Genomic DNA, 20,046 nt, shown 5'->3' with positions numbered 1-20,046 from the left:
CGTCCCGGCCCGCAGGAAGCGCCCGCCCCCGTGAAGCCCAAGCACGCCCCGCCGGCCGCCGCCGGTCCGGACCCGTACTTCCCCCACAGCGGCGACCACCGCTACCGGGTGCACCGCTACGAACTCGCGCTGGACTACCGGCCCGGGCCCAACCGGCTGGCCGCCTCGGCCCGGCTGAGCGCGGTCGCGGACGCGGCCCTGGCCGAGTTCGCGCTCGACCTGGCCGAGTTCCGGATCGGGCGGGTGCTGGTCGACGGCCGGGCCGCCCGCTACACCCACCGCGGCGGCAAGCTGCGGATCCGCCCGGCGAAGGCCCTCGCGACCGGTGCGGCGTTCACCGTCGAGGTGCACTACACCGGCAACCCCCGCCCGGTGCGCAGCCCGTGGGGCGGCCTGGGCTGGGAGGAGCTGACCGAGGGCGCGCTGGTGGCCAGCCAGCCGGTCGGCGCGCCGTCCTGGTTCCCGTGCAACGACCGGCCCGCGGACAAGGCGACGTACCAGGTGGCGGTCACCACGCCGTCCCCGTTCACGGTGCTGAGCGGCGGACGGCTGCTCACCCGGACCACCCGGGCGTCCAGCACCACCTGGGTGTACGAGCAGAGCGCGCCGACCTCGCCGTACCTGGTGACGGTCTCGATCGGGCACTACCGGGCGGTGCCGCTGGCCGCCCGGCCGTCGGTGCCGCAGACCGGGTACGTGCCGGAGCGGCTGGCCGGGGACTTCACCCGGGACTTCGCCCGGCAGCCCGAGATGATGGCCCACTTCGCCGAGGTCTTCGGGCCGTACCCGTTCGGCGAGTACGCGGTGGTGGTCGCGGACGAGGAACTGGACGTCCCGGTGGAGGCGCAGGGCGTGGCCACCTTCGGCACCAACCACCTCGGCGGCGGCTGGGAGCGGGAGCGGCTGATCGCCCACGAACTGGCCCACCAGTGGTTCGGCAACAGCGTCACGATCGCCGACTGGCGGCACATCTGGCTGAACGAGGGCTTCGCCAAGTACGCGGAGTGGCTCTGGTCCGAGCACACCGGCGGCCCGGCCGCGGCCGTGCACGCCGCCGCCGCGCACCGGCTGCTGGCCGGGCTGCCGCAGGACCTCCGGCTCGGCGACCCGGGCCGCCGGCTGATGTTCGACGACCGGCTGTACCAGCGCGGCGGCCTGGTGGTGCACGCGCTGCGGCGGGCGCTCGGCGAGGATGCGTTCTTCGCGATGCTGCGGGACTGGGCCGGCGTCAACCGGCACGGCGTGGTCACCACCGGCGACCTCCTCGCACACGCGTCCCGGTACACCACGGCCCCGCTCGGCCCGCTGTTCGAGGCGTGGCTGGAGCGGCCGGAGCTGCCGCCACTGCCGGGCTGAGCGGATATTCGGCCGGTTCCCGGGCCGGTTGGGCTACTGTCCGGGCATGCCGAACAGTGATCATCTGACCGACCTGCCCGACCGCCTGCTGCCCACCACCGCCCGCGCCCTCCTGCACCGCACCGCCGTCGCCCAGGCCGAGGGCCGCACCCCCTCGATGGTGGCGGGCGTGGTACGGGACGGCCGGCTGGTGTGGACCGGCGCCCGCAGCATGGTCGACGGGCACGGACCGGACCTGGACGTCCAGTACCGGATCGGCTCGCTCAGCAAGACCTTCGCCGCGGTCCTGGTGCTGCGGCTGCGCGACGAGGGCCTGCTCGACCTCGCCGACCGGCTCGGCCGCCACCTGCCCGGCACCCCGGCCGACGACGTCACCGTCGCCCAGCTGCTCGCCCACTCCGGCGGGCTCGCCGCCGAGACGCCCGGGCCCTGGTGGGAGCGGACCGACGGCGCCCTGCGACCCGGACTCGGGGACCTGCTGGAGGAGTCGAGCCCGGTCAAGCACCCGGCCGGGCGCCGCCACCACTACTCCAACCCCGGCTACGCGCTGCTCGGCGCCCTGGTCGAGCGGCTGCGCGGCGAGCCCTGGGGCGAGGTGCTGCGCCGCGAGGTGCTGGCCCCGCTCGGCATGGACCGCACCACCCTGCTGCCCGAGCACCCGCACGCAGGGGGCTTCGCCGTCCACCCGTGGGCCGACGTCATGCTCCCCGAACCCCTCACCGACACCGGGCTGATGGCCCCGGCCGGTCAACTCTGGTCCACCGGCGCCGACCTGGCCCGCTGGGCGGCCTTCCTCGCGGCCGGCGACGACCAGGTGCTCAAGGCCGACAGCCTCGCCGAGATGCGCCGCCCCGAGGTCGGCCCGGAGGACGCCGAGTGGACCTCCGCCTACGGCCTCGGCGTGCAACTCTCCCGCCACGAGGGCCGGGTGCTGTACGGCCACACCGGTTCGATGCCCGGCTTCACGGCCTGCCTGTGGATCAGCGCCGAGGACGGCCTGGCCGCCTTCGCGCTGGCCAACGCCACCGGCACCGGCACCGGCCGGCTGACGGCCGAACTGATCGGCATCACGGCCGCCCACGAGCCCCGGCTGCCCGAACCCTGGCGCCCGCTGCCGGAGGTGGACGAGGAACTGCTCGCCCTCACCGGGCCCTGGTACTGGGGCGCCGCGCCCAACGCCCTGCGGCTGCGCGCCGAGGGCGTCCTGGAACTGACCCCGCTGACCGGCGCGGGCCGGGGCTCCCGCTTCCGGCCGCAGCCGGACGGCACCTGGCTGGGCCTCGACCGCTACTACGCGGGCGAGACCCTGCGGGTGGTCCGGCACCCCGACGGCACGGTCAGCCACCTGGACGTCGGCTCCTTCGTCTACACCCGCGAACCGTACGGGCCGACCGACGCCGTCCCGGGCGGCGTCGACCCGGCGGGCTGGCAGGCCTTCTGACCTTCGGGCCGACCCCGGACCGAACCCCGGGCCGAACCCTTGGCCCGCCCCTCGGCCCGCCCCTCGGCCCGAGCCTCGGCCCGCCCCTCGGCTCGACGCTGCGGGCATTCTCCGGGGGCGCGTACGCATCAGGTACGCGCCCCCGTTGTCCACTCCGGACGAACGACCGCCCGGTGCCGGGCAGATGACCGACAGGCCAAGGCCCGCCGTGGGTGGTCCCATTCAACAGGTGCACATCTGCGCTCCTCCGGCCCGCAACGTGAATGCCAACCGGCTTGGAGACACATACGGGGACCGGTCCGCGCCCGATGCACGACCCCTGCGGGCCGGGACGGTGCCCTGGCGATCCACGGCACCGCCGATCGTGCTGCCCTGGAGGGTCCGCCATGACCACCGTCCCCACGTACGCTCCGTCCGCAGTCGCCCCCACCCACGACACCCCGGCGGTCCCGGCGCCCCGCACCCGGCCGGCCCCGGCGCCGACCGCCTACACCGTCTCCCTCGCCCGCGACGAGGACGACGTGCGCGCCGCCCAGCGGCTGCGCCACCAGGTCTTCGCCGCCGAGCTCGGCGCCGTCCTGCACAGCCCCGTCGCCGGACTCGACATCGACCCCTTCGACGAGTACTGCGACCACCTGCTGGTCCGCGAGGGCGAGGACGGGCCCGTCGTCGGCACCTACCGGCTGCTCCGCCCCGAAGCCGCCCGCCGGGCCGGACGGCTGTACTCCGACGGCGAGTTCGACCTCTCCGCGCTCGCGCCCGTCCGGCCCGGCCTGGTCGAGCTCGGCCGCTCCTGCATCAGCCCCGAGCACCGCGGCAGCGGCGCCGTCATCAACCTGATGTGGGGCGGCATCGCCCGCTACCTCGCCGACACCGGCAACACCTGGGTCGGCGGCTGCTGCTCCATCGACCTGGAGGACGGCGGCGCCACCGCGGCCCGGGTCTGGGACACCGTCAGCGCCAAGTACCTGGCCCCGGCGGAGTACCGGGTCACCCCGCACCGCCGCTGGGACGCCACCGGCGTGCCGCGTGCCGAGCGCGGCGCCCTGCCCGCCCTGCTCCGCGGCTACCTGCGGCTCGGCGCCTGGGTCTGCGGCGAACCCGCCCACGACCCGGACTTCAACTGCGCCGACCTGTACGTCCTGCTGTCGCTGGAGCGCACCGACCCGCGCTACCTGCGGCACTTCCTGTCCGGAGCGGCCGCCCCGGGCAGCTCGTCATGAGCGTCTGGCTGCCGACCGCGCCCTGCCGGCCGGAGACCTGCCTGCGCGAGCGCGCACCGGAGGTCTCGCACCCCCGGCGGGCACTGCGGCTCACCGCCTGCCTGGTGGTGGTGGCGGCCGGCGTGCTGCTCACCCTGCCGGTGCGGCTCCTGCCCTACGGCGCCCGGGACCGGCTGATCCGGCTCTGGGCGCGGATGGTGCTGCGCTCCCTCGGGGTGACCGTGCACCTCGGCACGGCCCGGACGCCCGGGGCAGCCGGGCGGACCGGGGCGGATGGCTCCGCCCGGAGCGGCTCCGCCCGGAGCCGGGACGGCCGGGCGGTCGGTGCCGACGGGGCGCTGGTGGTCGCCAACCACGTCTCCTGGCTGGACATCCCGCTGCTCGCGGCCGGTCGCCCGGGGCGGTCGCTGGCCAAGACCGAGGTCCGGCGCTGGCCGGTGCTCGGACCCCTGGTCGCCTGGGGCGGCACCGTGTTCCTGGACCGCGACCGGCTGCGCACACTCCCGGACACCGTGGCGGCGGTGGCCGAGGTGCTGCGCTCCGGACACCCGGTGATCGTCTTCCCGGAGGGGTCGACCTGGTGCGGGCGGGAGAGCGGGCGCTTCCGGCCCGCGCTGTTCCAGGCCGCGGTGGAGGCCGGCGCCTTCGTCCAGCCGGTGACGATCCGCTACCGGCTCGCGGACGGGCGGCCGACCAGCGCGCCCGCCTTCATCGGCGACGACGGGCTGCTCACCTCGCTCGCCCGGGTGGTCGCGGTGCGCGGGCTGGTCGCCGAGGTCACCTTCCTGCCGCCGATCCCGCCGCCCGGACCGCAGCCCACCCGGGCGGGGGCCCGGCGGGAGCTGGCCCGGGCGGCCCAGGCCGCGGTGGAGGGGATCCGCTGAGCCGGCGGGGCCCCGGATGTCAGCACAGTCCGGTAGCGCCCGCCCGGGACACCGCCCGCCCGGGGCACTGTCCCACCGGGGCGCCGGCCCACCGGGACTTACTGGTGCGCCCCGGCCAGCTCCTCCGGCTGCGCCGCGCCGGGGGCGTTCCGGGCGATCGGGCGGGCCCGGCCCAGCAGCACCGCGACCAGCACGGCGGTGACGGCCAGAGCGGCCGATCCGCAGCGCAGCGCCAGGTGGATGCCGTCGACGAAGGCGCCGTCCACCGCCTGCTGGACCGGCCCGGGCAGCGCTCCGGCCGGGCCGCCACCGCCGTGCGCGGCACCGGTGGGCGCGTCCGCGATCGGCCCCACCGCCCCGGCCGGAACACCGAGCCGGTGCAGCGCCGAGGTCAGCTCGTCCGTCATCCGGTTGGTCAGGACGGCGCCGAGCACCGCGATCCCGAGCACTCCGCCGAGTTCGCGCAGGGTGTTGACGGTCGCCGAGGCCATCCCGGTCTGCGCCGGAGCGACCCGCCGGAGCACCGCGATCGAGATCGGGGTGAAGGTGAGGCCCATCCCGAAGCCCAGCGTGAACAGCGTCCAGAGGTAGTCGACGTAGTGGGCACGGTCGCCGTACAACGACAGCCCGCCGAGGCCGACCGCGCAGAGCGCGAGCCCGAGCACCATCGGCGGCTGGGGGCCGTACCGGGCCGCCAGCCGGCCGGACAGCGGACCCGCCACCACCAGCATGGCGGTCATCGGCAGCCCGCCGTAGGCCGCGCCGGAGGGGGACCAGCCGAGCACGCCCTGCATCATCAGCGGCAGGAAGAACAGCGCCCCGAACATCCCGAAGCTCACCATGAATCCGCTCAGCAGCGCTCCGTTCAGCGCGCTGTCCCGGAACAACCGCAGCTCCAGCATCGGCTCGGCCAGGCGCAGTTCGAGCAGCAGGAAGGCGAGCAGCAGGGCGAGCGCGGCAGCGCCGCAGCCGACCACCAGGGAGTCGGTCCAGCCCCGTGACGGGCCCTCGATCAGGGCGTACACCATAAGTCCGAGGCCCGTTGCGGAGAGCGCGAAACCCCCGAAGTCGATCCGCCGGGCCCGTGGCGGGATGCCCGGGAGGACCTTGGCGGCGAGCACCACGCCGACCACGCCGATCGGCACGTTGATCCAGAACACGCCGGCCCAGCCGAGGTGTTCGACCATGGGGCCGCCGATCACCGGGCCGACCGACAGGCCCAGCGCGGACACCCCCGACCAGAGGCCGACGGCCCTGGTGCGCTCGCGCTCGTCGGTGAACACGTGGCCCAGCAGGGTGAGGCTACCCGGGGTGAGCAGCGCGGCCCCCACGCCCTGGACCATCCGACCGCCGACCAGCACCTCGATCGTCCCGGCGAGCGCGGCCACCGCGGAGCCCGCCGTGAACAGGCCCAGGCCCAGCACGAACATCCGGGTGCGGCCGTGGCGGTCGCCGAGTGCGCCGCCGGTCAGCACGAGCGCGGCGTAGACCAGGCTGTAGCCCTCGGCGACCCACTGGAGGCCGCTGATCCCGGCGTCCAGGTCCTGCCCGATGCGCGGTAGGGCGACGTTGACGACGACGTTGTCCAGCATGGCCATGAACATGGCCACGCAGAGCGTCAATAGCGCGAGCCGCTTGCGGCGGGCGCTCGTTCCTTCCATGGATTCCCTCCCACGCCTGAGCCCCTAACACCGTTAGGGGCTGGTCCGGTGCCCACAGAGTGCCCCTAACGGTGTTAGATTGCAAACGGGATTCCGCAGCCGCACCCGCACCCGGAGGTGTCCGCACAGCCGTGCCGGAGAACGACAGCGCCACACCGGCGCACCACACCACGCCCCCCGCCCTGACCAGGGAGGCCCTCGCCCAGGCGGCGCTCCGCGTGCTGGAACGGGACGGCCTGGCCGGGCTGTCCATGCGCAAGGTCGCCGCCGAGGTCGGCGTCAAGGCCGCCTCGCTGTACTGGCACGTCCGCAACAAGGAAGAACTGCTCGACCTGCTCAACGACGCGATCATCGCCTCGGCCGAGCCCCCGCCCCGCGAAGGCGGCTGGCGGGTCCAGATGCGCGGATACTGCTGGAACTACCGTCGACTGCTGCACGAGAACCGCGACGCCGCCAAGGTCCTGGCCGGGCGCCTCGCACCGGGACCGCACATGCTCGGCCTGCTGGACGACCAGCTGGACCGCCTGCGCGAGGCCGGGTTCTCCGACACCCACGCCGCCCTGACCACCTACCTGCTGAGCTCCTTCGTCCAGGGCTTCGTCCTCCAGGAGCAGTCGCCACTGTCGGCCGCCGAGGCCGAGGGCGCCAGCCGGCTGGACGTCGTCACCGAGGTCCGGGAGCGCTTCCGCGCACTGCCCGTCGAGGAGTTCCCCAACCTGGTCGCGCTCGCCGCCGACCTCACCGAGCCGAACCTCGACGTCCGCTTCGAGTTCTGCGTCGAGCGCATCCTCGACGGGCTGGCCGCCCTGCTGCCGCCGGACCACCGCTGACCTGCGGCGGCGCCGCGAGGATCCGCTACGCTACCCACCTGGTAAAGGGTGGGCAAAGGAGCGGGTGGGGCATGGCCGGGGAGCAGACAGCACCGGAGCAGGCAGGACCGAAGCAGGCGGCACCGGGGCAGGCAGCACCGGAGCCAGGGGCGGAGCCGGTCGGACACCAGCCCGGGGACCCGACCCCCGTCCCCGGCGGCCAGGTCGGACTGGCCACCGGCCTCGCCCGCCACTCGGCCGGCTGCCTCGGCGAGTTCGTCCTCGAAGCCGTCGGCGGCGTGGTGCTCCTCGCGCTCACCACGGCCTCGCTGGCGGGCGCGTTCCTCCTCGCCCAGGCGCTCCACCGGGCCAGCCCGGCCGCCGCCTACGCACTCGCCGCAGCGGGCCTGCTCGGGCTCGTCCACGGCATCCGCCACCGGCGCAGGCCGAAGGAACACCGCAGCCGGCTCGGCCGGATCACTGCCGGGATCGTGGGCGCGCTCGGCCTCTGGCTGATCCTCTGCGTCGGGTACGCCTCCTTCGACACCGCCTTCGGGCTGAACATCGGACTCTGAAAACCAGGCTCCGAACACCAGACTCTGAACACCAGGCTCCGAACACTGGCCTCCGAGTACCGGACTCCGCCCGGCCCGGCAAGGGGTAGGCTCGCCCGGCGCCCCGTCCGAACGTCCACGGAGGAGTCCCCCCGATGCCCGAGCCGTACCAGCACCACGAACCCTACGCACAGGGCCTGTTGGACGTCGGCGACGGGCAGCGTATCCACTGGAACACCTCCGGCACCCCGGACGGGAAGCCCGCCGTCGTGGTGCACGGCGGGCCCGGATCGGGCCACACCCCGGGCAGCCGACGGTACTTCGACCCGCAGCGCTACCGCGTCGTCCAGTACGACCAGCGCGGCTGCGGACGCAGCCTGCCGCACGCCGCCGACCCGTCGACCGGACTGGAGCACAACACCACCGCCCACCTGGTCGCCGACCTGGAGCGGCTGCGCGAGCACCTGGGCATCGACAAGTGGCTGCTGTACGGCGGCTCCTGGGGCTCCACCCTGATTCTGGCGTACGCGCAGGCCCACCCGGAGCGGGTCTCCGCGATCGTGCTCTGCGGGGTGACCACGACCCGCCCGGCCGAGACCGAGTGGCTCTATCAGGGGGTCGGCCGCTTCCTGCCGGGCCCGTGGGCGGAGTTCCGCGACTTCCTGCCCGCCGCCGACCGGGACGGCGACGTGTTCGACCTGCTCTCCGCCTACAGCCGGCTGCTCAACAGCCCGGAGGAGGGCACCCGTCGGGCCGCCGCCCGGGCCTGGGTCGCCTGGGAGGACGCGGTGATCTCGCACGAGGTGCTGGGCAAGCCGAACGCCTACTCCGACCGCCCCTCCGACGCCCTGATGGCCTTCACCCGGATCACGGCGCACTACTTCTCGCACCGGGCCTTCCTCCCGGACGACCAACTGCTGCGCGACGCCGGCCGGCTGGCCGGGATCCCGGGCGAGCTGATCCACGGACGACTCGACCTCGGTGGCCCTCTCGACACCGCCTGGCACCTGGCCGAGGCCTGGCCGGACGCCAAGCTGACGGTGATCGACGAGGCCGGGCACACCGGCAGCCCGAAGATGGCCGAGGCCCTCCACGCGGCGGTCGACCGCTTCGCCTGATCCACCTCTCCACGCCTCCCCCTACGATACGAACCATGCTCGCCTATGCTCCAGCCGCCCTGTTCTTCCTCCTGTTCGGAATCGGGGTGGTGCGCGACCGCCGCCAGTTCAGCAACGCCGTGCTGCTCGGCATCGCCGTCTCGCTCCTCACGCTCGCCCTGCTCGCCGAACTCCGCAAAGCCCCCACGCTGGTGGCGGAGCTCGCGGCCGTGGCGATCGTCCTGCTGCCCACCGTCGGAACGGTGGCGCTGGTCTGGTTCCTGCTCTCCAACGGCGTGACGATGATCCGCAAGGAGGGCACCCGTCCGGCCAACCTGCTGTCCCTGCTGGCCGGACTCGGCATCATCGCCGTGATCGCACTGCTGGGCGCCGCCCTCGTCACCCACTCACCGCGGCTGGCCATCCTGGCCGGCACCGCCGTCCTGGTGGTCGGCTACATCTCCTTCCTCTTCGTCTGCTTCGTCGGCTACGCCTTCCTGTACAGCCGCCACCGGCCGCGCCGGGACGTCGACTTCGTGGTCGTCCTCGGCTCCGGACTGATCGGCGGCGAACGCGTACCGCCGCTGCTGGCCAGCCGACTCAACCGGGGCCGCGAGGTGTACGAGGCCCAGGCCACCCGCGGCAACCCGCCGGTGCTGATCACCTCCGGTGGCCAGGGCCCGGACGAGAAGCTGCCGGAGTCCCACGCCATGGCCGACTACCTGGTCGAACGCGGCTTCCCCGCCGAGCACATCGAGCGGGAGGACCGCTCGCGCACCACCGAGGAGAACCTGCTGTTCAGCCGGGCCATCATGGAGCGGGCCAAGCCCGACTACCGCTGCGTCGTGGTGACCAACAACTTCCACGCCTTCCGGGCCGCGTTGACTGCCCGCAGGACCGGCGTCAACGGGCACGTCTTCGGCTCGCCCACCGCCCGGTACTACTGGCCGAGTGCGACCATCCGCGAGTTCGCGGCGATCTTCCTCTCGCACAAGCTGGTCAACTTCGGCATCTGCGGTCTCCTCGCGCTCTGCGGCGTGCTGGCGGCGCTCTGAGCAGTCCCCCTGCCCCCGGCCCCGGCCCCGGCCCGTCAGGGCGTCGGGCGGGGCGTCAGGATCGCACAGGTGGTGGCGGCGTGGGCGTACAGCTTGCCGGTCTCCGTGCCGACCGCCCGGGCCTCCGCCGCCGCCATGACGGCCGGCGGCTGCTGCTCGGGAGTGGGGCTGGGGTGGGGGTAGGGGTAGGGGTAGGCTGAGAGTTCGTCATGAGATCAACCCGCCCTCTTCGAACGCCCGGCTCAAGGCCTGCCGGACTCAAGGCCCTCCCCACTCACGGCCGATCGCTCATCTGCTCCTCCTCCCCGGCGTTCCGGCCGACCCGCAGCCCGGCGAACAGGTCGGTCTCCACCGCACCCGCCCCGCCCTCGGTGCCCGCCCCGCCGGCGCCGTCGGGACCGGCCACGAAGCTGCGCGCCAGGTGGTAGTCCTCGGTCGGCCAGACCTCGCGTTCGACGTCCCGCGAGTGGGCCATGAAGGCCACCCCGGGCTGGACCTGGGTGGCGTGCGCCAGCATCGCCGCGTCCCGGACGGCGAACTGCTCGGCGCACGCGATCCGGGTGGTGGTCGCGAGGGTGGGCGGGGTGTCGGGCCACCCGGCGAGCAGTTCACCCATCGACGAGGGGATCCCCCGCTCCGTCATGGCGTCGTGCATCGTCTGGAACCAGGGCCGGGAGAGCGCCAGGTGGTAGTAGAGCTTCGCCGTCTGCCAGGGTTCGCCGGCCTCGGGGTGGCGCTTCGGATCAGCGGCGGCCTCGAAGGCCTCCACGGCGACCTTGTGGGTCATCACGTGGTCCGGGTGCGGGTACCCGCCGGTCTCGTCGTAGGTGATCAGGACGTGCGGACGGAACTCCCGGATCAGCTCGACCAGCGGCGCCGCCGCGGCCTCCACCGACTGGGCGGCGAAGCAGCCCTCCGGCAGCGGTTCGTCCGGGCCCGGCACCCCGGAGTCGACGAAGCCGAGGAACTGCTGCCGCACGCCGAGGATGTCGCGCGCGGCCGCCATCTCCTCGCGCCGGATCCGGGTGAGGTCGGCGCGGACCTCCGGGCGGTCCAGCTCCGGGTTGAGCACCGACCCGCGCTCGCCTCCGGTGAAGGTGGCGACCAGGACGTCCACGCCCGCCGCGGCGTACCGGGCGAGGGTGGCCGCCCCCTTGCTGGACTCGTCGTCGGGGTGGGCGTGCACGGTGAGCAGCCGCAGGCCGCCGGGGTGCTTGGTGAACACGGATACCTCCGAGGTCGTGGTGCGAGGAGGGAACTGCGGAATGATCTTCGGTCAGGCCGCCCTGCGGGCGGCACCCGGGTAGAGCAGGGCCGGCGCGATCGAGAGTGCCGACAGGGCCAGCACCCACCAGAAGGTCGTGCCGAAGGCCGCGTCGGGAAGGCCCGGCCGCTCCGCTTGTGCGTGCTGGAGGACCAGCGTCAGCACCGCCGTGCCGAGTGCCCCGCCGAGCCGGTTGAGCACGTTCACCGCACCGGCGGCAGCGGGCACCTGAGCCTTGTCGACGCTCCCGTACACCGCCGCCATGCCGGGGATCACGATGATTCCCATGCCCACCCCGCGCAGCACCAGCGAGCCGACGATCAGCCAGTCCGCCGGGCCGGAGCCACGCCCCAGCTGGGTGAAGGCGAGGGTGCCGAGCAGCGAGCAGCCGATGCCGAGCAGGATCAGCGGGCGCGGCGCGACCCGGTCGGCTATTCGGCCGGACAGCAGCGAGGTGACCGCCGTGCCGAGCGCCTGCGGCGCGAGCAGCAGCCCGGCCGCGACGGCACCGGTGTGCTCCACCTGCTGGTAGTAGAGCGGCACCAGGAACATCGAGCTGTACAGCACGGCCCCTTGCAGGAAGCTGTTCGCCGTCGCCACCGCGAAGCCCCGCCGGGCGAACAGCCGCAGGTCGATCAGCGGGGCCCGGCCGGCACGGCGCCCGGCCCGCATCGCGTGCCACCCGTAGGCCACCAGCAGCGCCGCTCCCGCCGCGACCGCCACCCGGCCGAGCGCACCGCCCTCGCCGCCCTCGCCGATCGTGGCGAGCCCGTAGACCAGGGCGGTCAGACCGGGCGACAGCAGCGCCAGGCCCGTCACGTCCAGCCTGGGAACCGGGAGTTCGGACCGCTCCGCGGCCGGGAGCCACCGGGCCGCCAGCAGCACCGTCACCAGCCCGACCGGGACGTTCAGCAGGAACATCCAGCGCCAGTCCAGGTGCTCCAGCACCAGCCCGCCGAGGATCGGCCCCAGGACGGGAGCCAGGCTGATCGGAAGCAGCAGCGTGCCCATCACCCGGCCGATCCGGGACGGCCCGGCCGCCTGCACCATGATCGTCTGCCCCAGCGGCTGGATCATCCCGCCGCCGACGCCCTGCAGCACCCGGAAGGCGATCAGGCTCCCCGTCGACCAGGCCAGGCCGCACAGTGCGGACCCGAGCACGAACAGCACCACCGAGGCCAGCCAGGCCCGGCGGGCCCCGAACCGACCGGCGGCCCAGCCCGAGAGCGGCATGGTCAGCGCTATCGCCAGTAGATAACCCGTCGCCACCCACTGCACCGCCGCCACCGAGCTGTGCAGCTCACGGGTGACCGCATCGATGCCGACGTTCACGATCGTGGTGTCCAGCAGCGCCAGGACCGGGCCCAGCGCGAGCACCGCCCCCGTCTTCCTCAGGCCCGGCGGCAACGGCTCCGGCCCCGCCGACCGGGCCGCCCCCGGCCTGCCCTTCCTCGTGACCGAGATGGCCATGTGCCCTCCCCAGGCTCGTTCCTCCAGCAGCCGCTCCGGCCGCCGAGGAAGAACTTAGGACGGACCCATCGATTGGGTCAAGCCTAATTACTGTGACCGACCCAGCGAACTGCGCTAGGCTCACCGCCATGACCGACACCGGGACCGCACCGAACCTCCGCGAGCTCAACAAGCGCCGCACCCGCGAGGCGATCTCGCACGCCGCGACCAGGCTCTTCATCGAGCGCGGCTTCGACCGCACGACCATCGCCGAGGTCGCGACCGCGGCCGGGGTCGCCAAGATGACCGTCACCAACCACTTCCCGCGCAAGGAGGACCTCTTCTTCGACCTGCACGAGGAACTCGCCGGCCGGCTGGCCCGGACGGTCGCCGAGCGCGCCCCCGGCGAGTCCGCCCTCGGCGCGCTGCGCCGCGACTGCCTGGCCGGGCTCGACCGCCACGACCCCCGACTCGGCTTCTCCGGCCCGGACTTCGCCCGGACCGTCGCCGAGAGCCCCGCCCTCGGCGCACGGCTGCGCGAACTGCACGAACTGAGCGAGACCGCACTCGCCGAGGCACTCGCCGAGGCCGTGCACGCGATACCCGTCGACTTCGAGAGCCGGGTCGCCGCCGCCCTGCTCGCCGCGGTCGACCGGGCCGTGCTCGCCGAGGTCTTCCGCCGCACGCTGGCCGGCGAGGACCACGCCACCATCGCCGCCGCCGTCCGCCCCTCGGCCGTCCGGGCCTTCGACCGGCTGGAGGGCACCCTCGGCTCGTACGCCGTCCGCGAGGAGCCGGAGGGCCGGGCGGACGCGGGCGCTCCGGAGGAACGGCGGTGAGGCGGGAGGGAACGGCCCGGGCCGTGACACCCCGTCGGATCCGACAGCGATGAGCACTGGCAACGGAGGTGACGGACGCTCTTATCCTTCCCTTAGAACGTCCACCTAGCGTCTCGCCCATGATGACGCCACGCAGTGCATTCGGAGCCGTCGCCCTCACGGCCGTGACCCTGGCGACCACCGTCGGGGCGGCCGCCCCCGGCCAGGGCGCCGCAGCTCACACCCCCGGCAGGGCCGCCGCCCCGGCGTCCTACGCCCCGACGTCCTACGGCAAGGCGACGGACAAGGCGACGGACAACCTGTACATGTCGCTCGGTGCCTTCGAGGACGCCACGTCCGGCGCGGACCCGAGGGTCAAGGCCATGATCGACCGTGCCGACATCGGCGGTGTCCAGGTGGTGGCCCCCTGGAAGGCGTTGGAGGGGAAGAAGGGGGAGTACAAGTGGTCACGACTGGAGAGCGCGCTGGAGTACCTCCAGGAACGCCACAAGAAGTTGTTCGTCCAGGTTCAGGACCGCTTCTTCGACGTGGCCGTGGGGGACGCCAACCTTCCCCAGTACGTGAAGGACGAGGGCGGGGTCACGCCGACGGTCGACGAGAACCCCGACAACCCGACCACCCACGGGGCCATGGCCGCCCAGTGGAACACGCAGGTGCGGGCGGACTTCCAGGCCATGCTCAAGGCGATGGCGGAGAGGTTCGACGGCAGGCTCGCCGGGGTGAACCTGCCGGAGACCGCGGTCGAGGTGGACACCGAGAAGGACCGGACCGGGTACACCTCGGCGTCCTACATCGATGCCGAGATCGACAACATGCGCTACGGCAGGAAGGTCTTCACCAGGACGCAGTTCATCCAGTACGTCAACTTCCTTCCGGACGACGACGACCACAAGCGCATGAAGGAGATGTTCGACGTCGCCAGGGAGAAGAAGATCGGCATCGGAGGGCCGGACACCCTGCCGGACCGGCCGTACCAAATGGAGAACTCCTACAAGTTCCTCCACGAATACCGGAATTCCCTCCCCCTCGTCGCGATGGCCGTCCAGGAACCCGACATCAACGCCAAGGACCCGAAGACCGGCAAGCCGTACACCCGCGAACGGTTCACGGACTTCGCACACGACTACCTCGGCGCACGCCAGCTGTTCTGGACCGTCGAAGCGGACTGGCTGCAGCGACCCGAGGCATGACACCCGAACGAGTGCGGCCACCGGCCGGGCGGCACCCGATATGCTTCCCCGGCCACAATTCGCGACGTGACGATGGGGTGAATGCGATGCCTCTTGAGGGCGAGTACGAGCCGAGCACAGCACAGTGGGTGCGCGATCAGGTCGAGTTGTACGAGAGTTCGGGCGGCACCCAGGGGACGACGCTGCGGGAGACGGGCCTGCCCGTCATCATCCTCACGACGCGCGGCGCGAAGAGCGGCAAGATCCGCAAGACCCCGTTGATGCGCGTGGAGCACGAAGGCCGGTACGCGGCCGTGGCCTCGAAGGGCGGCTCCCCGCACCACCCGGTCTGGTACTTCAACGTGACCTCGGACCCGCACGTGGAGCTCCAGGACGGCCCGGTACGGCAGGACATGACGGCCCGCGAGGTCACCGGGGACGAGAAGGCCGAGTGGTGGGAGCGCGCGGTCGCCGCGTACCCGCCGTACGCCGAGTACCAGGAGAAGACCGACCGCGAGATCCCCGTCTTCGTGCTGGAACCCGCGCGGGGCTAACTCGCAGGGCGCGTCACACGACCGCCCGCGCCATCCGGAGCGGGGTCGAGACGGCGCGCCCGACCGGCCCGGCGGATACGTGCGGCCCGGCGGGTGCGTCCGCGCCGTCGAGCAGGAGCGCGGCGACCTCCGCCGGGGCCTCGCGCATCGCGTTGTGGCCGGTCGGCAGGTCGTGGACGGTCCAGGCCGGGTCGGCGAGCAGCCGGCTGCGCTGCGCCGCGAAGGGCGTACGGTCCTCCCACCCCGAGCAGTAGACGAACTCGCGCCGGGGGACGGCGGCGTGGGTGCCCGTCAGGTGGACCGCCTGCAGGAAGGCGGCGAGCGGGTGTGGGCGGCGCCGCGGGTCGCCGTCCGGCCGCCACGGGGGCCGGACGGCGTAGCCGGTGGCGGCGGCACCGGCGACGAACGACTGCCGGTAGCCCTCGTTCATGAGGGACCAGCAGGACTCGCCGTCACGCGGCACGCAGGCGTCCAGGTACACCAGGCGGGAGACCCGGCCGCCGGCGCGGTCGGCGGCCGCGGTGATCACCATTCCGCCGTAGCTGTGCCCGACCAGCGTCACGTCCTCCAGGTGGACGCGCTCCAGCAGGCGGAGCACGTCGGCGGCATGGGTGTCGAGGTTGGCGGCGGCGATCACGGCGGGATCGTCGTGGGGATGCAGGCCGGTCAGGGTCAGGGCGTGGACGGTGTGACCGGCCCGCTCCAGCAGCGGGACCACTGCCTCGAACGCCCAGGAGCCGTGCCAACCACCGGGCACCAGAACGAACGTCGCCATGGGACTTCTCCTTCGCACTGCTCGGCCGTGGCACCGGGGGCCACCGCTCACGACCGGAAGTCTCGTCGGGGCACGTCCTGGCGTGCCACCGGTAGAGTGCCAACCGATGCCCGTTCCCCGCCAAGCCCGTCCGGAAGCCGGCGCCACGTCCCTGACCTGGCCCTCCGGCGGGCGCCACCTGTGGTCCTCCGGCGGCAGCAGCGAGGAACGGGTGCACGCGCGCGGGCACCTGGTGTACGCGGCCAGCGGCGTGCTGGTGCTGCACACCGCGAGCGGGACGTCGATCGTCCCGGCCAACCGGGTCGCCTGGACGCCCGCCGGGTTCGCCCACCGCCACCGCGCCCACGGGGACACGGACATGCGGATCGTCTTCCTGCCGCCGTCCCTGGCCCGGCTGACGCCGGGGCGTCCGGCGGTGTTCTGCGTCTCCGGCCTGGCGCGGGAGGTCCTGCTCGCCCTGACCGGCCCGCGCGGCGACGGAGGCAGGAGCCGGGGCGAAGGCGGCGCCGAGGGCGGCATCGAGGGCGGAGCGGTGCCCGGTTACGGCCGCGCCGCGCGTCAGCGGCTGCTGCGGGTCCTGGTCGAGGAACTGCGCGAGGCGGACGAAGAACCGCTGCACCTGCCGCACCCGCGCGACGACCGGCTGCGGGCGGTGGAGCGGATCCTGTCTGAGACGCCCGCCGACACCACCACACTGGCCGGGCTCGGCCGGCAGGTCGGCGCCGGCTCCCGCACCCTGAGCCGGCTGCTGCGCGACGAACTCGGCATGACCTTCTACGAGTGGCGGACGCAGTTGCGCGTGCACCACGCGCTCGTACTCCTGGCCGAGGGCCACGACATCACCCACACGGCCCACGCCTGCGGCTGGGCCAACCCCAGCGGCTTCATCGCCGCGTTCACCGACCTCGTCGGCACGACCCCTGGCCGCTACCGGTCCGGCCACTGACCCAAAGCCAGGGCCAGGGCCGGGAGCACGGGCCGGGAGCACGGGCCGGGAGCAGGGGCGGGACCGACTCGGCTCGATCCGAAAGCCCTGCTCATCCGGGAGGAGACCGCAGCGCGTGCTCCCCGCGGAGGCGAGGTCGACCGCAACCGTCCACACCCACAGGCCCAGTTGATGGATCATCGGATCCCTGCGTGACGACGGCCCGCTGCGCGCGGAGAAGTCGCACGCAACGGGCCGTCGGGCACGCGCCGTACGGGCGGGCTGCCTCCGCCCCCCGCGTCACCCACCCACACCCGCCACCGCAGGGCCGACCGCCCGGAGCCGAGGAGCCGGAACGGTCAACACGCCCTTCGGAAGCGTATATTGAGCAGCGCGGGTCAGCGCACGGTCACGGTGAACACGGGCGAGGCGGTGTTCCCACCGATGATGCGCAGCTCGTTCAGGCCCTTGATGCCGAGCTTGACGCCGAGCGAGTAGGCCCCGTTGCGGTTGGTCTGCACGGAGGCGGGCAAGGTGACCCACGCGCCGTGCTGCTTCTGCTGGAGGGTCACCGTGCTGCCTGCCTTGAGGCCGGTGGTGGTGCCGGTGACCCGGAACAGCTGCCAGGCGGTCACCGAGGCGGCCGACGGCTTCGCGGTGATGGACGCCGACGCGGACACCGCGGCGGACGCAGGCGCGGAGGAGGAGTCGGAGGCGGGGGCGACGACCGCGGGAGCGGTCGCGGTCGCGGGCAGGGCCGGCGCGGCCGGACCGGCCGCCATGGCGGTGCCGGCCGTTCCGACGAGCAGCGCGCCCAGGGTGACGACGGCGGCCAGGCGCAGGGAGTTCCGCTTGGAGACGATCACGGGTGTACCCCTCTCAGGGGAGGTGGTCGTTCGACCCGAAGCACGGTCGGTGCGATCGGGTGCTGTCACCAAGGAGGACGTCCCACCCGGAGCCACCGGTTGTGTGCGGAACGTCACTGTCATGTAACAGTCGCCCGGCCCACCCGAACTCCCCAACCGACAGGGCCCGTAAGGTCGTTGCACCTCTCCCAGGGACCCCTCCCGGCCCCCGCGCCCCAGGCTCCTCAGCCCTGCGCCGTGGGCCGGACGACGATCTCGTTGACGTCCACCCCGGCCGGCTGGTCGATCGCGTAGCGGATCGCTTCGCCGATCGCGGTGGCGGGGATCGCTATCCCCATCTGCCCCTCCACCGCCGCCCTGACCGCGCCGTCGCCGATCGACCCGGTCAGCTCGCTGCGGGTCAGGCCCGGGCTGATCACGGTCACCCGCAGCTCCAGGCTCTCCTGGCGCAGGCCCTCCGACAGGGCCCGGACGGCGTGCTTGGTGGCGCTGTACACGGCAGCGGTCGGATCGACCCGCAGCCCCGACACCGAGGCGATGTTGACGATGTGTCCGGCGCCCTGGGCCCGCATGATCGGCAGGACGGCCGCGATGCCGTGCAGCACCCCGCGCAGGTTGACGTCGATCATGCGGTTCCACTCGTCGGTCCGCAGGGCGTCCAGCCGCGACAGCGGCATCACACCGGCGTTGTTGACCAGGACGTCGACCCGCCCGTAGCGGTCGTGGGCGGCCCGCACGAAGGAATGCACCCCGGCCGGGTCGGTCACGTCCAGCACGTGCGGGAAGGCGTCGCCGCCCCCGTCCCCGATGGACTCGGCGAGGGCGGCGAGTTGTCCGGTACGCCGTGCCCCGAGCACGACCCGGTGGCCGTCGGCGGCGAGCAGTCGGGCGGTGGCCTCGCCGATGCCACTGCTGGCACCGGTGATCAGGACCACCTTCGACACGGGGACAGTGGACGAGCGGGGCACGGTGATCCCTCCGGACGGTTCGGACCGGGGGTCCGCCGGTCCGTCCCCACCAGGGTGTTCCCGGTCGCGCGGATGCGGCAGGACGGGTCTTCCTGGGTGCGCCGCACCCAGGAACGGACGACGTACGATCCCGCCATGAGCCGCTACGAACTGGGCGAGTTCCTGCTGGCGCGCCGCTCCCGACTCAGCCCGGCCGACGTGGGACTGCCGACCTCCCGCAGCCGCCGGGTGAGCGGGCTGCGGCGCGAGGAGGTCGCCGTCCTGGCGGGAGTGAGCGCCGACTACTACACCCGGCTGGAGCAGGGTCGCGAGCGCCACCCTTCCGGCCAGGTCGTCGACGCCCTCGCGCGGGCCCTGAACCTCGGGCCCGACGCCTGCTGGCACGCCTACCGCCTCGCCGGACTGGTGCCCGGAAACCCCGCCCGCGCCCCCGCCACGGACGCGGACGGCGCGGACGGCGCGGACGGCGCGGAGGACGAGGAGCCGGTCGCGCCGGAACTGCTCCGCCTGCTGGACGCGTTCCCGTCGGCGGTCGCGTACGTGGTCGGCCGGCGGCTGGACGTCCTCGCCTCGAACGCACTCGCCGACGCCCTGCTCTCGCCACTCACGGACCGGCGCGGGATGGTCCGCGCGCTGTTCCTCGACCCGGCCGCCCGGGAGTTGTTCGCCGACTGGCCGGACGTGGCCCGCGACACCGTCGCCGCGCTGCGACTGGCCCACGGCCAGCACCGGCGCGACCCACGCACCGCCGCCCTGGTCGACGGACTGCGCGCGGACAGCGAGGAGTTCGCGGCGCTGTGGGACCGCCAGGACGTCGGCCGGCTGGGGAGCCGACACAAGACCTTCCGCCATCCGCGGGTGGGGCAACTGACGCTCACCTACCAGACCTTCGACGTCCAGGCCGCACCCGGGCTGCACCTCCTGGTCGGCACGGCGGAGCCCGGCAGCCCCGATGCCCTGCGCCTGGCCCGGCTCGTCCAGCCGCCGACCGCCTGACACTCGGCCTCCCCGCCCGCCCGTGGCGGCGGCGACCGCGGGCAGCGCCGGACGCCTCCGGGCAGCACGAAGGCCCGGTCGGCGCCGCCGGACCGGGAGTTGACGCCTGTGCGTCCTTCCACCACCCTTCCACTAATCGAATAGTGAAAGGGTACTTTCTC

Annotated in this window: 19 protein-coding genes; 13 read left to right on the top strand and 6 right to left on the bottom strand. The window is 73.6% G+C overall.

Features of this window, described 5'->3' with window-relative positions:
- The first annotated feature begins 30 nt into the window (after positions 1–30).
- The 4 genes from ACZ58X_RS17230 (at position 31) to ACZ58X_RS17215 (ending at position 4,904) form a co-directional block, all read left to right on the top strand.
- Entirely contained in the window at positions 31–1,356 is a 1,326-nt protein-coding gene (locus tag ACZ58X_RS17230; RefSeq protein ID WP_470334459.1) for a M1 family metallopeptidase, read from the top strand.
- 46 nt (positions 1,357–1,402) lie between these two features.
- Complete coding sequence (locus tag ACZ58X_RS17225) at positions 1,403–2,797, top strand: serine hydrolase domain-containing protein (RefSeq protein ID WP_470334458.1); 1,395 nt, start codon at positions 1,403–1,405, stop codon at positions 2,795–2,797.
- A gap of 386 nt (positions 2,798–3,183) precedes the next feature.
- Positions 3,184–4,020, top strand: a complete 837-nt coding sequence (locus tag ACZ58X_RS17220) for a GNAT family N-acetyltransferase (RefSeq protein WP_470334457.1) — start codon at positions 3,184–3,186, stop codon at positions 4,018–4,020.
- On the top strand, positions 4,017–4,904 hold the full coding sequence (locus ACZ58X_RS17215; protein ID WP_470334456.1) for a lysophospholipid acyltransferase family protein: 888 nt from the start codon (positions 4,017–4,019) through the stop codon (positions 4,902–4,904). The genes ACZ58X_RS17220 and ACZ58X_RS17215 overlap by 4 nt, the downstream gene beginning before the upstream one ends.
- A gap of 98 nt (positions 4,905–5,002) precedes the next feature.
- Here ACZ58X_RS17215 and ACZ58X_RS17210 read toward each other — a convergent pair whose 3' ends face one another.
- The gene (locus tag ACZ58X_RS17210) at positions 5,003–6,565 is read right to left on the bottom strand and encodes an MFS transporter (protein WP_470334455.1); all 1,563 of its coding nucleotides are present in this window, start codon (positions 6,563–6,565) and stop codon (positions 5,003–5,005) included.
- 131 nt (positions 6,566–6,696) lie between these two features.
- Here ACZ58X_RS17210 and ACZ58X_RS17205 point away from each other — a divergent pair, with 131 nt between their 5' ends.
- From ACZ58X_RS17205 to ACZ58X_RS17190, 4 genes are all read left to right on the top strand, one after another.
- A complete protein-coding gene (locus ACZ58X_RS17205; RefSeq protein WP_470334454.1) occupies positions 6,697–7,395 on the top strand; it encodes a TetR/AcrR family transcriptional regulator in 699 nt (232 codons plus the stop codon).
- A gap of 71 nt (positions 7,396–7,466) precedes the next feature.
- On the top strand, positions 7,467–7,949 hold the full coding sequence (locus ACZ58X_RS17200; RefSeq protein WP_470334453.1) for a hypothetical protein: 483 nt from the start codon (positions 7,467–7,469) through the stop codon (positions 7,947–7,949).
- 134 nt (positions 7,950–8,083) lie between these two features.
- Positions 8,084–9,046, top strand: coding sequence for a prolyl aminopeptidase (gene pip, locus ACZ58X_RS17195; protein ID WP_470334452.1), 963 nt, complete (start codon positions 8,084–8,086; stop codon positions 9,044–9,046).
- Positions 9,047–9,081: 35 nt separating this feature from the next.
- Complete coding sequence (locus ACZ58X_RS17190) at positions 9,082–10,080, top strand: YdcF family protein (RefSeq protein WP_470334451.1); 999 nt, start codon at positions 9,082–9,084, stop codon at positions 10,078–10,080.
- A gap of 274 nt (positions 10,081–10,354) precedes the next feature.
- On the opposite strand, the gene mca is transcribed toward ACZ58X_RS17190, so the two are convergent.
- Entirely contained in the window at positions 10,355–11,305 is a 951-nt protein-coding gene (gene mca, locus ACZ58X_RS17185) for a mycothiol conjugate amidase Mca (RefSeq protein WP_470334450.1), read from the bottom strand.
- 51 nt (positions 11,306–11,356) lie between these two features.
- A complete protein-coding gene (locus tag ACZ58X_RS17180) occupies positions 11,357–12,814 on the bottom strand; it encodes an MDR family MFS transporter (protein WP_470334449.1) in 1,458 nt (485 codons plus the stop codon).
- 128 nt (positions 12,815–12,942) lie between these two features.
- Between ACZ58X_RS17180 and ACZ58X_RS17175 the strand changes: the two genes are divergently transcribed.
- From ACZ58X_RS17175 to ACZ58X_RS17165, 3 genes are all read left to right on the top strand, one after another.
- Positions 12,943–13,632 carry a TetR/AcrR family transcriptional regulator gene (locus tag ACZ58X_RS17175; protein ID WP_470334448.1) on the top strand — a complete coding sequence of 230 codons (690 nt, stop codon included), beginning with the start codon at positions 12,943–12,945 and terminating at the stop codon, positions 13,630–13,632.
- 119 nt (positions 13,633–13,751) lie between these two features.
- A complete protein-coding gene (locus ACZ58X_RS17170) occupies positions 13,752–14,822 on the top strand; it encodes a hypothetical protein (protein WP_470334447.1) in 1,071 nt (356 codons plus the stop codon).
- 86 nt (positions 14,823–14,908) lie between these two features.
- Entirely contained in the window at positions 14,909–15,355 is a 447-nt protein-coding gene (locus ACZ58X_RS17165; RefSeq protein WP_470334446.1) for a nitroreductase family deazaflavin-dependent oxidoreductase, read from the top strand.
- A gap of 13 nt (positions 15,356–15,368) precedes the next feature.
- Here the strand turns inward: ACZ58X_RS17165 and ACZ58X_RS17160 are convergent, their stop codons facing one another.
- Positions 15,369–16,130 (bottom strand): alpha/beta fold hydrolase, encoded by a 762-nt coding sequence (locus ACZ58X_RS17160; RefSeq protein ID WP_470334445.1) that lies wholly within the window; start codon positions 16,128–16,130, stop codon positions 15,369–15,371.
- Positions 16,131–16,236: 106 nt separating this feature from the next.
- Between ACZ58X_RS17160 and ACZ58X_RS17155 the strand changes: the two genes are divergently transcribed.
- On the top strand, positions 16,237–17,076 hold the full coding sequence (locus tag ACZ58X_RS17155) for an AraC family transcriptional regulator (protein WP_470334444.1): 840 nt from the start codon (positions 16,237–16,239) through the stop codon (positions 17,074–17,076).
- A 377-nt stretch (positions 17,077–17,453) separates the two neighbouring features.
- Here the strand turns inward: ACZ58X_RS17155 and ACZ58X_RS17150 are convergent, their stop codons facing one another.
- The gene (locus ACZ58X_RS17150; protein ID WP_470334443.1) at positions 17,454–17,921 is read right to left on the bottom strand and encodes a hypothetical protein; all 468 of its coding nucleotides are present in this window, start codon (positions 17,919–17,921) and stop codon (positions 17,454–17,456) included.
- Positions 17,922–18,145: 224 nt separating this feature from the next.
- The gene (locus ACZ58X_RS17145; protein ID WP_470334442.1) at positions 18,146–18,865 is read right to left on the bottom strand and encodes an SDR family oxidoreductase; all 720 of its coding nucleotides are present in this window, start codon (positions 18,863–18,865) and stop codon (positions 18,146–18,148) included.
- Between the two features lie 159 nt (positions 18,866–19,024).
- On the opposite strand from ACZ58X_RS17145, the gene ACZ58X_RS17140 reads away from it, so the two are divergent.
- Positions 19,025–19,885 carry a helix-turn-helix domain-containing protein gene (locus tag ACZ58X_RS17140; RefSeq protein WP_470334441.1) on the top strand — a complete coding sequence of 287 codons (861 nt, stop codon included), beginning with the start codon at positions 19,025–19,027 and terminating at the stop codon, positions 19,883–19,885.
- The last annotated feature ends 161 nt before the right edge of the window (positions 19,886–20,046 follow it).

The sequence above is a fragment of the Kitasatospora sp. NPDC040550 genome (genome assembly GCF_055594965.1).
Note: the sequence above shows the minus strand (reverse complement) of the source record. Positions and strands in the feature narration are given on the sequence as shown.